The organism is Mycobacterium sp. NGS40 (assembly GCF_059812735.1).
The window spans coordinates 42,063-57,056 of sequence record NZ_JCALDG010000009.1 but is presented as its reverse complement, the minus strand read 5'-3'; the positions used below and the strand labels follow the sequence as shown (position 1 = coordinate 57,056).

Below are 14,994 nucleotides of genomic sequence, written 5' to 3'. Positions count from 1 at the left end.
GCAAAGAATAAGGATAGCGCCGTGGCAAGGAAGCCGAAATGAACACCGATTGGCGCCGTTACCCGTATCAGTTGGTGCCCGGTGACAGCCAGCTGGATTTCCCCGAGGCCGAGGGTGAACATCCCGACCAGGAGTCCGACACGTGGTTCATCGCCGGGCAACTGCAGGCCGTCGAGACTGACCGGTCGTTCGCGTTCCTGACCATCTTCAACAAGAACCAACCCGGGGGAACGGTCGTCGCCGACTTCTACACGATGGCGCTGTTCGACCTGGATACCGGTGACTACGGCACTTACACCGATTACGACATGCCGCCGAAAAACATGGAACCGGGCGCGCAGCGCAAAATGACCATGGCCGCAGGCTATCTCGACATCAGCTATCAGAGCAGTGCCGGTACCGCGTCGTGGATGACGTGCCGCGACGGCGACGGTGGGTTGCTGCCGTACACGTATCGCGTCAGCCTGGTGGGGCAGGATCACCAGGGCCGGTCCATGCGGCTGGATTTGGTCGTCACCCCGACGCGCGCGCCGACACCGGTCGGGGCGTCCACCTACAACGGCAAGATCGTCTGTTTCGGCCAGGACGACACGTACTCGTATTTCCAGACCGGCATGTCGATGACCGGAACGTTGCGCTGGGGGGAGACGGTCGAGGAGGTCTCCGGTAGCGCCGGACATGTCGACCGGCAGTGGTTCCCCAAGTACGCGGGCGGCGGCGGATCCGGGGGAGACCCGCGGGCCCGCTCGCACGAATGGCGCACGATCAATTTCGACAACGGCGTCGACCTGAGTATATGGCGGCAGTTCGACCGCACGAACGGCAATGCGCTGCAACCATTTACCGGTGTGACGACGAGTCACCCCGACCCTGCCATCGCGCCGGAGTGTGCCGAGGACGTGGAGGTTACCGTCAGCAGCTACGTGCGATGGCCGGAAACCGTGCGGCCGTTGGTGCGTCCGCCGGCCCTGGCCCGGTACCTGCCCGATCGGCACCGAATTACTTGTGCCACTTTGCAACTCGATCTCATCGGCGAGCCGCTGGTGCCGGCTCCGGCGCACGGTTTGCCGATCGAATACATGGAAGGCCCGTACCGTTACCAGGGCACGCTGTGGGGTAAGCCGGTAAGCGGCTTCGCGTTCAACGAGCGTTCGTTCGCGCTGTACCGGGACTGGGAGCTGGTCGAGGTGCTGGCCACCACCGTCGCCGCCGTCGATCCGGGCTTGCAGTCGATGGTCGACGAGCTGGTGCCGTTGGTTGCGGCGGGCCGTCGCGTCGCGGCGGCCGAACTGCTGGCCGGTGCTCTTCCTGCCCAAAACGACATGCTTGCAACGCTTCTCGATGATCTGATCGCGGTGTTGTCCGAGGTCCAGTCAGCCGAGGGCAGCTGATGCGGCTTCGAGGGCTTTGGCCCACGCGATGTGGCGATGCTGCAGTCCCGGCTCGTTGCGGCCGAACACCAAGTGGTCGCGTGCGCCCGAGTTGAGATTGGCCTGCAACCCCTCAACCAGCTTGTAGTCCTCGTCGCGCACCGTCGCGTGCGCGTACTCGAACACGGCTTGAGCGCCGGCCGCCACGGATTCTTCGGAAATGTCCAGCGGCGTTGAGTTTTGGTGCACGGTGATCGACCTGTCGGGCTCGTCGCCCGGGTAGATCCGGAAGAGCTCGCCGTTGGCGATCGTCACCGAGATCACGATGTTGGGGAACAACGCATAGATCACCACCATGTTGTGGAACGGGTCCCATTGCTCCTCGGGAACATTCTCCAGCTCCAGAATCGCGTTGAGCGGGAAGATCAACCGGTGGTGCGGCCCATACGAATCGAACACCGTGCAGTTGCTGCGCGCGATTGTGGCGAAGGTGTCCCGGTGCACGGTGGCGAAGTGGTAGTTCTCCGCGAAGGTGTCGACGGCCAACTTCCAGTTGATCGGCGCGTCGAGGACCTTCTCGCCCAACGGAGACCACCGGCCGATGCCCCACGAGTCGAGCTCGTCGGCCAGCGGTCCCAGGTGCGCGGCGACGTCCAGGGTGGCGTCTTTTTCCAGCGCCACCCAGAGGAACCCGGCGAATTCGGCGGCGGGGAGTTCGGTCAGCGAATCGGACTTGACCGTCGTATCCGGGAAACCCTCGCGGCCCGGCACGCCGACCAGCTTGCCGGTGTTGTCGTAAGTCCAGGCGTGGTAGGGACAGCTGAACCGCTTCGCGGCGCCACACCCCGTCACGACCGGTGATTGGCGGTGCAGGCAGACATTCTCGAAGGCGCGGACCGACCCGTCGGACGTCCGCGTCAGCAGGATCGATCTGCCCATCACGGTCTTGGTGCAGTAGGCGCCGGGTGCGGGCAGCTCGCTGATGTAGCCGACCAGCTGCGGGCTGGCCAGTAGCAACGCCCGTTCACTGAGGTGTCGCTCATGTGATGTGTAATCGCCGGCGTCGACGGTATGTGGCCGCGGGGCCAGGTCGGTGGTCTTGTCGCGGGCCAACTTCAAAGCCCGTCGGGTCAGGTCGATGAGCTGGTCACGGTCCATCGGTTGCCCCCTGTGATTGCTGCACTCTCCGACGTTAACTTTATAAACTTAGTATTGACAACAACGATTGGGCCTGGGCCTGGATTGCCGCGGACTAAACCCGCGACGCACAGAAGTGACACTAATGTTATGTATGTGGCTGATGTGTCTGATGGGGTTTGTCACGTACCCTGTCCGATGTGTCGATTTCGCGTCGTGACGTGCTCAAATTCGCTGCCGCGACCCCGGCCTTGGTGGGCATGGGTGTTGCGGCGTCGTCGTTGAGCACGCCGACGGCTTCGGCATCGCTGGGCACTTTGCTCGACTACGCCGCGGGTGTGATCCCGGCCAGTGAGATCCGCGCGGCCGGCGCCGTGGGGTCGATCCGCTACGTCTCGGACCGGCGGCCGGGTGGCAACTGGATGCTGGGCAAGCCGATCCAGCTCTCCGAAGCGCGTGACCTGCACAGCAGCGGGCTCAAGATTGTCTCCTGCTATCAGTACGGCAAGGGCAGCTCCGCCGACTGGTTGGGCGGCGCCAATGCCGGGCTGCAGCACGCCAAGCGGGGGATGGAGCTACACGAAGCGGCCGGCGGACCCCCCGACGCGCCGATTTACGCATCGATCGACGACGACCCGTCCTATGAGCAGTACAAAAGCCAGATCGCTCCGTACCTGCGCTCCTGGGAGTCGGTGATCGGACACCAGCGGACGGGCGTTTACGCCAACTCCAAGACCATCGACTGGGCGCTGCATGACGGCCTGGGCTGCTGCTTCTGGCAGCACAACTGGGGCTCGCCCAAGGGCTATGCCCATCCGGCGGCCAATTTGCACCAGGTCGAGATCGATAAGCGCAGCGTGGGCGGCGTCGGGGTGGACGTCAACGAGATCCTCAAGCCGCAATTCGGGCAGTGGGCCTAGCAATCGCTCGGCGTCGCGAATACTTCTGACCCTTTAGCCCATCCGGCCGCGCTTTCGCAACTCGACTCCAGCAAACACTTGTTCGCCGTTCGTCGTGTCGTGCGAACGCCGCCGAGTGCGAGACGCCGCGGCCGTGGCGGCGCGAAGGGCGGCACGCACTGCGAATTCTTAACATAACGATTTGGTAACAATGACGCCTTGAACAGCGCAGTTATAGCTACTCGACCGTAACCACCTGCATGCAGGACGTTTGTTCTGGATACCCGGAAGGCCGGTTAATCCGGGTGTTACCCACGACACGGTTACCCGTGCGTAGAACTCATCAGTAACCGATCAGCGCAGAAAAACGACCCGAATCCTTATGACACTCTTAGTACAGCCGATGCAGTCCGCCGCGCCGCTAGGTCGACATCAGTGGCCCGCCGACAACACACCGGTCAGCCGCTATTAGGGCTGCGATTCAAAGCGGAATCGACCTAGAGCCGGCTGGGGCCCGGCCCGCCGGGACTATCAGCAGGCCGAACGAACCGATACGTGAAGACGCATACAGGGAGATATACAAGGTGACGATCCACGAGCACGACCGGGTGTCCGCTGACCGCGACGGGAATGGCCCGCACAACACCCATGCTCTGGTCGACCGTCTCGCGGCCGGCGAGCCGTACGCTGTTGCGTTCGGTGGGCAGGGCAGCGCCTGGCTCGAAACCCTGGAAGAGCTGGTGTCGTCGGCGGGCATCGAGACCGATATCGCCACGCTGGTCGGCGAAGCGGAGCTGCTGCTCGAGCCGGTGGCCAAGGAGCTGGTCGTGGTGCGTCCGATCGGCTTCGAGCCGCTGCAGTGGGTGCGTGCGCTGGCGGCCGAGGACCCGACGCCGGCGGACAAGCACCTGACGTCGGCCGCGGTGTCGATGCCCGGCGTGCTGCTCAGCCAGATCGCCGCCGGGCGTGCCCTGGCGCGACAGGGCATGGACTGGACCGCGACCCCGCCGGTCGCCGTAGCCGGCCACTCGCAGGGCGTACTCGCCGTCGAGGCGTTCAAGGCCGAGGGAGCTCGCGACGTCGAGCTGCTGGCGCTGGCCCAGCTGATCGGCGCGGCCGGAACGCTGGTGGCCCGTCGCCGCGGCATCTCCGTGCTCGGCGACCGCCCGCCGATGGTGTCGGTCACGAACGCCGACCCGGAGCGCATCGTCGCGCTGCTCGACGAGTTCTCGCAAGACGTTCGCACCGTGTTGCCCCCGGTGCTGTCCATCCGCAACGGCCGGCGCTCGGTCGTCATCACCGGCACGCCGGAGCAACTCTCCCGCTTCGAGCTGTACTGCCAGCAGATCTCCGAGAAAGAAGAAGCCGACCGCAAGAACAAGCTGCGTGGCGGCGACGTCTTCGCGCCGACCTTCGACCCGGTTCAGGTCGAGGTGGGCTTCCACACCCCACGGCTGGCCGACGGCATCGACATCGTCGGCGGCTGGGCCGAGAAGGTCGGCCTGGACGTCGAGCTGGCCCGGCGCCTGACCGATGCCATCCTGGTGAGCGGCGTCGACTGGGTGGAAGAGATCACCGCGGTGCACAACGCGGGCGCGCGCTGGATTCTCGACCTGGGTCCCGGCGACATCCTGACCCGACTCACCGCACCGGTGATCCGCGGCCTCGGCGTCGGCATCGTGCCCGCCGCCACCCGCGGCGGGCAGCGCAACCTGTTCACCGTCGGCGCCACCCCCGAGGTGGCACGGCCCTGGTCGAGCTACGCGCCGACCGTCGTGACCCTGCCTGACGGCCGCGTCAAGCTCTCGACGAAGTTCACCCGGCTGACCGGGCGCTCGCCGATCCTGCTGGCCGGCATGACCCCGACCACGGTCGACGCCAAGATCGTCGCCGCCGCGGCCAACGCCGGACACTGGGCCGAGCTGGCCGGTGGTGGGCAGGTCACCGAGGAGATCTTCGCCGCGCGCATCGAGGAACTGTCCGGCTTGCTCGACACCGGCCGCACCTACCAGTTCAACACCCTCTTCCTCGACCCCTACCTGTGGAAGCTTCAGGTCGGCGGTAAGCGCTTGGTGCAGAAGGCCCGTCAGGCCGGCGCCGCGATCGACGGCCTGGTGATCAGCGCCGGCATCCCGGACCTGGAGGAAGCCGTCGCACTGATCGACGAGCTCAACGACGTCGGCATCAGCCACGTCGTGTTCAAGCCGGGCACCATCGAGCAGATTCGCTCGGTCATCCGCATCGCGACCGAGGCGCCCACCAAATCGGTGATCGTGCACATCGAGGGCGGGCGCGCCGGCGGCCACCATTCGTGGGAAGACCTCGACGACCTGCTGCTGGCGACCTACTCGGAGCTGCGTTCGCGCTCCAACATCACCGTGTGCGTCGGCGGCGGCATCGGCACGCCCGAGCGGGCCGCCGAGTACCTGTCCGGGCGGTGGTCGCAGTCGTACGGTTTCCCGTCGATGCCGATCGACGGCATCCTGGTCGGCACCGCGGCGATGGCCACCCTCGAGGCGACCACGTCACCGTCGGTCAAGCAGATGCTGGTCGAGACCACCGGCACCGACCAGTGGATCGGCGCCGGAAAAGCGCAGGGCGGCATGGCTTCCAGCCGCAGCCAGCTCGGCGCGGACATCCACGAGATCGACAACTCCGCCTCGCGGTGCGGCCGGCTACTCGACGAGGTCGCCGGTGACGCGGACGCCGTCGCGCAGCGCCGCGACGAGATCATCGCCGCGATGGCCGGCACCGCCAAGCCGTACTTCGGCGATGTCCGGGAAATGACCTACCTGCAGTGGCTGCAGCGCTACGTCGAGCTCGCCATCGGTGCGGGCAACTCGACCGCCGACACCGCTACACCCGGCAGCCCGTGGCTGGCCGACACCTGGCGCGACCGTTTCCAGCAGATGCTGCAGCGCGCCGAGGCCCGGTTGCACTCCCAGGACCACGGCCCCATCACGACGCTGTTCGAATCGGACGAACGGGGGGCGGCGCTGCTGGAGAACCCGCAGGCGGCGATCGCCGCGCTGCTCGCGAGCTACCCCGACGCCGAAACCGTGCTGCTGCACCCGGCCGACGTGCCGTTCTTCGTCACGCTGTGCAAGACGCTGGGCAAGCCGGTCAACTTCGTGCCGGTCATCGACAAGGACGTGCGGCGCTGGTGGCGCAGCGACTCGCTGTGGCAGGCGCACGACGCCCGCTACGACGCCGACCAGGTGTGCATCATCCCCGGCACCGCCGCCGTCGCCGGCATCACCCGGGTCGACGAGCCCGTCGGCGAACTGCTCGACCGTTTCGAGCAGGCCGCGATCGACGACGTGCTGGCCGCCGGCGGCGAGGCGAAACCCGTCCGCTCGCGCCGGCTGGGCCGCCCGGATGTGACCGGGGCGCTGGCCGTCGTGCTCGACGCCCCCGACGTGCTGTGGGCGGGGCGCACCGCCACCAACCCGGTCCACCGCATCGCCGATCCGGCCGACTGGCTGGTCCACGAAGGTCAGCGCGCCACGCACTCGTCGACCGGGGCTCGCCTGCAGGTCCAGTCCGAGGAGCGCGTCGTCCTGAGCGTCCCGGTGTCCGGCGTCTGGATCGACATCCCATTCACGTTGCACGCCAACACCATTGACGGCGGTGCACCGGTGGTCTCCGCCGACGACGCCACCGCCGCGATGCGCGCCGTCCTGGCGATCGCCGCCGGTGTTGACGGGCCGGAATTCCTCCCGACGGTCACCGAGGGGACCGCGACCGTGACGGTGGATTGGGACCCCGAGCGCGTCGCCGACCACACCGGGGTCACGGCCACCTTCGGCGAGCGCCTGGCACCCAGCCTCACCACCGTGCCCGACGCGCTGGTCGGCCTGTGCTGGCCCGCGGTCTTCGCCACGATCGGTTCCGCGGTCACCGGGGCCGGCGTGCCGGTCGTCGAGGGCCTGCTGAGCCTGGTCCACCTCGACCACGCCGCTCATGTGGTCGGCAAGCTGCCCGCGCAACCGGCCCAATTGACCGTTACCGCAACGGCTTCGGCGGCAATCGACACCGACATGGGCCGAGTTGTCCCGGTTTCGGTGACGGTGGCCGCCCCCGACGGTACGACGATCGCGACCCTGCAGGAGCGATTCGCGATTCTCGGGCGTACCGGTCCGGCCGAACTCACCGACCCGTCCCGGGCCGGTGGTGCGGTGTCGAAGAACACCACCGACACCCCGCGCCGTCGCCGCCGCGACGTCACCATGACCGCACCGGTCGATATGCGTCCGTTCGCCGTGGTGTCCGGTGACCACAACCCGATCCACACCGACCGGGCCGCCGCACTGCTGGCCGGCCTGGAATCGCCCATCGTGCACGGCATGTGGCTGTCGGCCGCCGCGCAGCACACGGTGACCGCCACCGACGGCCAAGCCCGCCCGCCGGCCCGCCTGATCGGCTGGACCGCGCGCTTCCTGGGCATGGTGCGTCCGGGCGACGAGGTCGACTTCCGGGTCGATCGCGTCGGAATCGACCAGGGCGCAGAGGTTTTGGAGGTCACGGCCAAGGTCGGAACCGACCTGGTGATGTCGGCGACCGCGCGACTGGCCGCACCGAAGACCGTCTACGCGTTCCCCGGCCAGGGCATCCAGCACAAGGGCATGGGCATGGAGGTCCGCGCCCGGTCCAAGGCCGCGCGCAAGGTCTGGGACGACGCGGACAAGTTCACCCGCGACACCCTGGGCTTCTCGGTGCTGCACGTGGTGCGCGACAACCCGACCAGCCTGATCGCCAGCGGCGTGCACTACCACCACCCCGACGGCGTGCTGTACCTGACGCAGTTCACTCAGGTCGCGATGGCGACGGTGGCGGCCGCCCAGGTCGCGGAGATGCGCGAGCAGGGCGCATTCGTCGAGGGTGCCATCGCCTGCGGTCACTCGGTCGGTGAATACACCGCGCTGGCCTGCGTTTTGGGCGTCTACGAGCTGGAAGCCTTGCTGGAGACCGTGTTCCACCGCGGGTCGAACATGCACGACATCGTGCCGCGCGACGAGATGGGCCGCTCCAACTACCGGTTGGCCGCGATCCGCCCCTCGCAGATCGACTTGCCCGACGACCAGGTCACCGACTTCGTCGCCGAAATCGCCGAGCGCACCGGGGAATTCCTGGAGATCGTGAACTTCAACCTGCGCGGCTCGCAGTACGCGATCGCCGGCACGGTCCGCGGCCTCGAGGCACTCGAGGAAGCCGTGGAGAAGCGTCGCGAGATCAGCGGCGGCAAGCGGTCTTTCATCTTGGTGCCGGGCATCGACGTGCCGTTCCACTCGCGGGTGCTGCGGGTCGGCGTTGCCGACTTCCGCCGCTCGCTGGAGCGGGTCATGCCCCGTGACCAGGACCCCGAGCTGGTCATCGGGCGCTACATCCCGAACCTGGTGCCGCGGCCGTTCACGCTGGATCGCGACTTCATCCAGGAGATCCGGGACCTGGTGCCGGCCGAACCGCTCGATGAGATCCTGGCCGACTACGACACCTGGCTGGCCGAGCGGCCGCGTGAGATGGCCCGCACGGTGTTCATCGAGCTGTTGGCGTGGCAGTTCGCCAGCCCGGTGCGCTGGATCGAAACCCAGGACCTGCTCTTCATCGAGGAGGCCGCCGGCGGCTTGGGCGTGGAGCGGTTCGTCGAGATCGGCGTGAAATCCGCGCCGACCGTCGCCGGACTGGCCACCAACACCCTCAAGTTGCCCGAATATGCCCACAGCACGGTCGAAGTGCTCAACGCCGAGCGCGACGCCGCGGTGCTGTTCGCCAACGACACCGACCCCGAGCCGGAGGCCGAGGCTGAAGAAGCCGTTGATTCCGGCGCTGCCGCGTCGGACGGCGCGCCGCAAGTGGCGGCACCGGCAGCCGCGCCCACCGCGCCCTCGGGTGCTCCGCGACCGGACGACATCACGTTCGACGCGGCCGACGCCACTTTGGCGCTGATCGCGCTGTCGGCGAAGATGCGCATCGACCAGATCGAGCAGCTGGACTCCATCGAGTCCATCACCGACGGTGCGTCGTCGCGACGCAACCAGCTGCTGGTCGACCTTGGTTCGGAGTTGAACCTCGGGGCCATCGACGGTGCCGCCGAGGCCGACCTGGCCGGGCTGCGGTCGCAGGTCACCAAGCTGGCGCGTACCTACAAGCCGTACGGCCCAGTGCTTTCCGACGCGATCAACGACCAGCTGCGCACGATTCTCGGGCCGTCCGGCAAGCGGCCGGCCGCGATCATCGAGCGGGTCACCAAGACCTGGGAGCTCGGCGAGGGCTGGGCCAAGCACGTCGTCGTCGAGGTCGCGCTGGGAACCCGCGAGGGCACCAGCGTCCGCGGCGGAGCCATGGGGCACCTGCACGAGGGTGCGCTGGCCGACGCTGCTGCTGTCGACAAGGTCATCGACGCCGCGGTCGCTGCGGTCGCTGCGCGCCAAGGTGTTTCGGTGTCGCTGCCCTCGGCGGGCGGTGGCGGGGGAGCGACGATCGACGCCGCCGCACTGTCGGAGTTCACCGACCAGATCACCGGCCGCGACGGCGTACTCGCTTCGGCGGCCCGCCTGGTGCTGGGCCAGCTGGGTCTCGACGACACCGTCAGCGCTTCCCCGGTGGCCACCGACGCCGAGCTGATCGACCTGGTCACCGCCGAATTGGGTTCGGAATGGCCACGTTTGGTGGCGCCGGCGTTCGAGGCCAAGAAGGCCGTCGTGTTCGACGACCGCTGGGCCAGTGCCCGCGAGGACCTGGTCAAGCTATGGCTGACCGACGAGGGTGACATCGATGCCGATTGGGTGAACCTCTCGCAGCGGTTCGAGGGCGCCGGCCATGTCGTCGCCACCCAGGCGACGTGGTGGCAGGGCAAGGCCCTGGCGGCGGGCCGCGCAATCCACGCCTCACTGTTCGGCCGCATCGCCGCGGGTGCCGAGAACCCGGACCCCGGTCACTACAGCAGCGAAGTCGCGGTCGTCACCGGTGCGTCGAAGGGTTCGATCGCCGCGTCGGTCGTGGCGCGTCTGCTCGACGGCGGTGCCACCGTGATCGCGACGACGTCCAAGCTGGACGATGACCGGCTCGCGTTCTATCGCAACCTCTACCGCGACCACGCCCGGTTCGGCGCGACGCTGTGGGTGGTCGCGGCCAACATGGCCTCCTACTCCGACATCGACGCCCTGGTTGAATGGGTCGGTACCGAGCAGAGTGAAAGCCTTGGGCCGCAGTCGATCCACATCAAGGACGCCCAGACCCCGACGCTGCTGTTCCCGTTCGCGGCACCGCGGGTGGCCGGCGACCTGTCGGAGGCCGGTTCGCGGTCCGAGATGGAGATGAAGGTGCTGCTGTGGGCCGTACAGCGGCTGATCGCCGGCCTGTCCAAGATCGGCGCCGAGCGCGACATCGCGTCACGGCTGCATGTCGTGCTGCCGGGCTCGCCCAACCGCGGAATGTTCGGCGGTGACGGCGCCTACGGCGAGGCCAAGTCCGCGCTGGACGCCCTGGTGAGCCGCTGGCACGCGGAATCCTCGTGGGCCGCGCGAGTCAGCTTGGCGCACGCGCTGATTGGCTGGACCCGCGGCACCGGGCTGATGGGTCACAACGACGCCATCGTCACCGCCGTCGAGGAGGCCGGTGTCACCACCTACTCCACCGACGAGATGGCCGGGATGTTGCTGGCGCTGTGCGATGTGGAGTCGAAGGTGGCCGCGGCCGGCAAGCCGATCGAGGCGGACCTGACCGGCGGTCTCGGCGACGTCGAAATCGACATGGCGGAGTTGGCCGCCAAGGCCCGCGAGGAGATGTCCTCGGAGGCAGTCGAAGACGACCAGCCGGCAGCGGGCACCATCGCCGCGCTGCCGTCCCCGCCGCGCGGATTCACCCCGGCGCCGCCGCCGGAATGGGCCGACCTTGATCTCGACCCGGCCGACCTCGTGGTGATCGTCGGCGGCGCCGAACTCGGCCCGTACGGATCGTCGCGCACCCGCTTCGAGATGGAGGTCGACAACGAGCTGTCGGCCGCGGGTGTCCTCGAGCTGGCCTGGACCACCGGGTTGATCCGCTGGGAGGACGACCCCCAACCGGGTTGGTATGACACGGCTTCCGGTGACCTGATCGACGAGGCCGACCTGATCGAGCGCTACCACGACATCGTCGTCGAGCGCTGCGGCATCCGGGAGTTCGTCGACGACGGCTCGATCGACCCGGACCACGCGTCGCCGCTGCTGGTGTCGGTGTTCCTGGACAAGGACTTCGCGTTCGTCGTCTCGTCGGAGGCCGACGCCCGCGCGTTCGCCGAATTCGACCCCGAGCACACGGTGATCCGGCCGGTGCCCGAGTCGAGCGACTGGCAGGTTATCCGCAAGGCCGGCACCGAGATTCGGGTGCCGCGCAAGAACAAGCTGTCGCGCGTCGTCGGCGGCCAGGTCCCGACGGGCTTCGACCCGACCGTGTGGGGCATCAGCGCGGACATGGCCAGTTCCATCGACCGCCTTGCGGTGTGGAACATCGTCGCCACCGTCGACGCGTTCCTGTCCGCCGGATTCAGTCCGGCCGAAGTGATGCGCTATGTGCACCCGAGCCTGGTGGCCAACACCATGGGCACCGGCATGGGTGGCGGCAGCTCGATGCAGACGATGTACCACGGAAACCTGTTGGGCCGTAACAAGCCGAACGACATCTTCCAGGAAGTGCTGCCGAACATCGTTGCCGCGCACGTGGTTCAGTCCTACATCGGCAGTTACGGCTCGATGATTCACCCGGTCGCCGCGTGCGCGACGGCCGCGGTGTCGGTCGAGGAGGGCGTCGACAAGATCAAGCTGGGCAAGGCCGAGATGGTCGTGGCCGGCGGTATCGACGACCTGACGCTGGAAGGCATCATCGGCTTCGGAGACATGGCGGCCACCGCCAGCACCGAGATGATGCGCGACCGCGGCATCACGGACTCGAAGTTCTCGCGGCCCAACGACCGTCGGCGGCTCGGCTTCGTCGAGGCCCAGGGTGGCGGCACCATCCTGCTGGCGCGCGGTGACCTGGCGCTGAAGATGGGTCTGCCGGTGCTCGCGGTGGTGGGCTTCGCGCAGTCCTTCGGCGACGGCGTGCACACCTCCATCCCGGCCCCCGGCCTGGGTGCGCTCGGTGCGGGCCGCGGCGGCAAGGAGTCGCCGCTGGCACGAGAACTGGCCAAGTTGGGTGTTGGCGCCGACGACATCGCGGTGATCTCCAAGCACGACACGTCGACGCTGGCCAACGATCCCAACGAGACCGAGCTGCACGAGCGCCTCGCCGACTCGCTGGGACGCTCGCAGGGTGCTCCGCTGTTCGTCGTGTCGCAGAAGAGCCTCACCGGGCACGCCAAGGGTGGTGCCGCGGTCTTCCAGATGATGGGGCTGTGCCAGATGCTGCGCGACGGAGTGATCCCACCGAACCGCAGCCTGGACTGCGTCGACGACGAGCTGTCCGGATCGGCCCACTTCGTCTGGGTGCGCGACACCTTGCGCCTCGGCGGGAAGTTCCCGCTCAAGGCCGGCATGCTGACCAGCCTCGGGTTCGGTCACGTGTCCGGGCTGGTCGCGCTGGTGCACCCGCAGGCGTTCATCGCGACGCTGGACCCCAGCGAACGCGAGGACTACCAGCGGCGGGCGGACGCGCGCCTGCTGGCCGGTCAGCGCCGGTTGGTGTCGGCCATCGCCGGCGGCGAACCGATGTACCAGCGGCCGCCGGACCGTCGTTTCGACCACAGCGCGCCGGAGAAGCGCCAGGAGGCATCGATGCTGCTGAACCCGGTCGCGCGACTGGGCGATGACGAGGCCTATGAGGTGCCTGCCGGATGACTTTGGCGATCGGTTAACCTGGCCAGCCATGGGCATTGTCGGTGTGGGGATCGATCTCGTCTCCATTCCGGATTTCGCCGACCAGGTTGACCAACCGGGAACGGTGTTCTCCGAGACATTTACGCCGGGTGAGCGTCGCGACGCCTCCGACAAGAGTTCGTCGGCGGCGCGTCACCTGGCGGCACGATGGGCCGCGAAGGAAGCCGTGATCAAGGCGTGGTCCGGTTCGCGGTTCTCCCAGCGGCCGATCCTGCGCGAGGACATCCACCGCGACATCGAAGTCGTCACCGACATGTGGGGACGGCCGCGGGTGCGGTTGACCGGAGACATCGCCACGCATCTGGCCGACGTCACGATCCATGTGTCGCTGACTCACGAAGGGGATACCGCGGCCGCGGTCGCGATTCTCGAAACGCAGTGACTAGCCTCGAAACCATGAGCGATCTGGTTGAGCGCGTCCGTGACGTCCTACCGTCGGTGCGCCGCGATCTCGAGGACCTGGTCCGGATCGAATCGGTATGGGCCGATCCGGGCCGTCGCGACGAGGTGCATCGCAGCGCGCAGGCAGTGGCGGATCTGTTGTCCCAGGCCGGTTTTGGCGACGTGCGCATCGTCAGCGAGGGCGGCGCCCCGGCCGTCATCGCCCAGCATCCCGCACCCGTCGGCGCGCCTACCGTGCTGCTGTACGCCCACCACGACGTGCAGCCCGAGGGCGACCGCGACCAGTGGGCGTCGCCACCGTTCGAGCCCACCGAGCGCGACGGACGGTTGTATGGGCGCGGCAGCGCCGACGACAAGGCCGGTATCGCAACGCATTTGGCCGCATTCCGGGCGCACGGCGGTCAACCGCCGGTCGGCGTGACGGTCTTCGTCGAAGGCGAAGAGGAATCCGGCTCGCCGTCGTTGGGGCGCCTGCTCGCCGCGCACAAGGACGCGTTGGCCGCCGACGTGATCGTCATCGCCGACTCGGACAACTGGAGCACCGAAACCCCGGCGCTGACAGTCACGCTCCGCGGCCTGGTCGACTGCGTGGTCGAGGTCGCGACCCTCGACCACGGCCTGCACTCGGGTATTTGGGGCGGCGTGGTGCCCGACGCGCTGAGCGTGCTGGTCCGACTGCTGGCCAGCCTGCACGACGACGACGGAAACGTGGCCGTCGCGGGCTTGCACGAAAGCACCGCCGCAGCGGTGGATTACCCGCCCGAGCGGGTGCGCGCCGACTCCGGTCTGCTGGAGGGGGTTTCCGAGATCGGCTCGGGTTCGGCGCCGCAGCGGCTATGGGCCAAGCCCGCGATCAGCGTGATCGGCATCGACACCACGCCGATCGACAAGGCGTCGAACACGCTGATCCCGCGGGCGCGCGCCAAGATCAGCATGCGGGTCGCCCCCGGCGGCGACGCGGCCGCACATCTGGACGCGTTGATCGCGCACCTGCAACAGCACACCCCGTGGGGCGCCCAGCTCAGCGTCACCCGCGGCGACATCGGTGAGCCGTACGCCATCGATGCCAGCGGCAGCGTCTACGACGCGGCGCGAGCAGCGTTCCGGCAGGCGTGGGGTGTCGACGCGATCGACATGGGCATGGGCGGCTCGATCCCGTTCATCGCCGAGTTCGCCGAGGCTTTCCCACAGGCGAAAATCCTGGTGACCGGGGTGGAAGACCCAGCGACGCAGGCTCATAGCATCAACGAGAGCCTGCACTTGGGCGTGCTGGAACGCGCGGCCATCGCCGAGGCCCTGCTGTTGGCGAATCTGGCTTAGCTCGACGCCACT

6 protein-coding genes are annotated in these 14,994 nt (G+C 67.9%); 5 read left to right on the top strand and 1 reads right to left on the bottom strand.

The genetic code is table 11. The features are described 5' to 3' along the window. Positions 1 to 38: 38 nt before the first annotated feature. On the top strand, positions 39 to 1,391 hold the full coding sequence (locus tag AC5Y5O_RS15470; RefSeq protein WP_096289436.1) for a lipocalin-like domain-containing protein: 1,353 nt from the start codon (positions 39 to 41) through the stop codon (positions 1,389 to 1,391). On the opposite strand, the gene AC5Y5O_RS15465 is transcribed toward AC5Y5O_RS15470, so the two are convergent. Continuing rightward, positions 1,374 to 2,528, bottom strand: coding sequence for an aromatic ring-hydroxylating oxygenase subunit alpha (locus tag AC5Y5O_RS15465; protein ID WP_500025675.1), 1,155 nt, complete (start codon positions 2,526 to 2,528; stop codon positions 1,374 to 1,376). The two genes, AC5Y5O_RS15470 and AC5Y5O_RS15465, sit on opposite strands and share 18 nt — an antisense overlap. 179 nt (positions 2,529 to 2,707) lie before the next feature. On the opposite strand from AC5Y5O_RS15465, the gene AC5Y5O_RS15460 reads away from it, so the two are divergent. The 4 genes from AC5Y5O_RS15460 to AC5Y5O_RS15445 all read left to right on the top strand — a co-directional run bounded on the left by AC5Y5O_RS15460 (position 2,708) and on the right by AC5Y5O_RS15445 (position 14,982). After that, the gene (locus tag AC5Y5O_RS15460) at positions 2,708 to 3,427 is read left to right on the top strand and encodes a DUF1906 domain-containing protein (protein ID WP_096289434.1); all 720 of its coding nucleotides are present in this window, start codon (positions 2,708 to 2,710) and stop codon (positions 3,425 to 3,427) included. A gap of 563 nt (positions 3,428 to 3,990) precedes the next feature. Beyond that, positions 3,991 to 13,221 (top strand): fatty acid synthase subunit beta domain-containing protein, encoded by a 9,231-nt coding sequence (locus AC5Y5O_RS15455; RefSeq protein ID WP_500025674.1) that lies wholly within the window; start codon positions 3,991 to 3,993, stop codon positions 13,219 to 13,221. Between the two features lie 28 nt (positions 13,222 to 13,249). Further along, a complete protein-coding gene (gene acpS, locus AC5Y5O_RS15450; RefSeq protein ID WP_096289432.1) occupies positions 13,250 to 13,642 on the top strand; it encodes a holo-ACP synthase AcpS in 393 nt (130 codons plus the stop codon). A gap of 14 nt (positions 13,643 to 13,656) precedes the next feature. Beyond that, complete coding sequence (locus tag AC5Y5O_RS15445) at positions 13,657 to 14,982, top strand: dipeptidase (RefSeq protein WP_096289431.1); 1,326 nt, start codon at positions 13,657 to 13,659, stop codon at positions 14,980 to 14,982. The last annotated feature ends 12 nt before the right edge of the window (positions 14,983 to 14,994 follow it).

Bases quoted from the DNA above. Each gene is read 5' to 3' on its own strand.
- AC5Y5O_RS15465 (WP_500025675.1), bottom strand. From the start codon at position 2,528: ATGGACCGTGACCAGCTCATCGACCTGACCCGACGGGCTTTGAAGTTG.
- AC5Y5O_RS15470 (WP_096289436.1), top strand. From the start codon at position 39: ATGAACACCGATTGGCGCCGTTACCCGTATCAGTTGGTGCCCGGTGAC.
- AC5Y5O_RS15445 (WP_096289431.1), top strand. From the start codon at position 13,657: ATGAGCGATCTGGTTGAGCGCGTCCGTGACGTCCTACCGTCGGTGCGC.
- acpS (WP_096289432.1), top strand. From the start codon at position 13,250: ATGGGCATTGTCGGTGTGGGGATCGATCTCGTCTCCATTCCGGATTTC.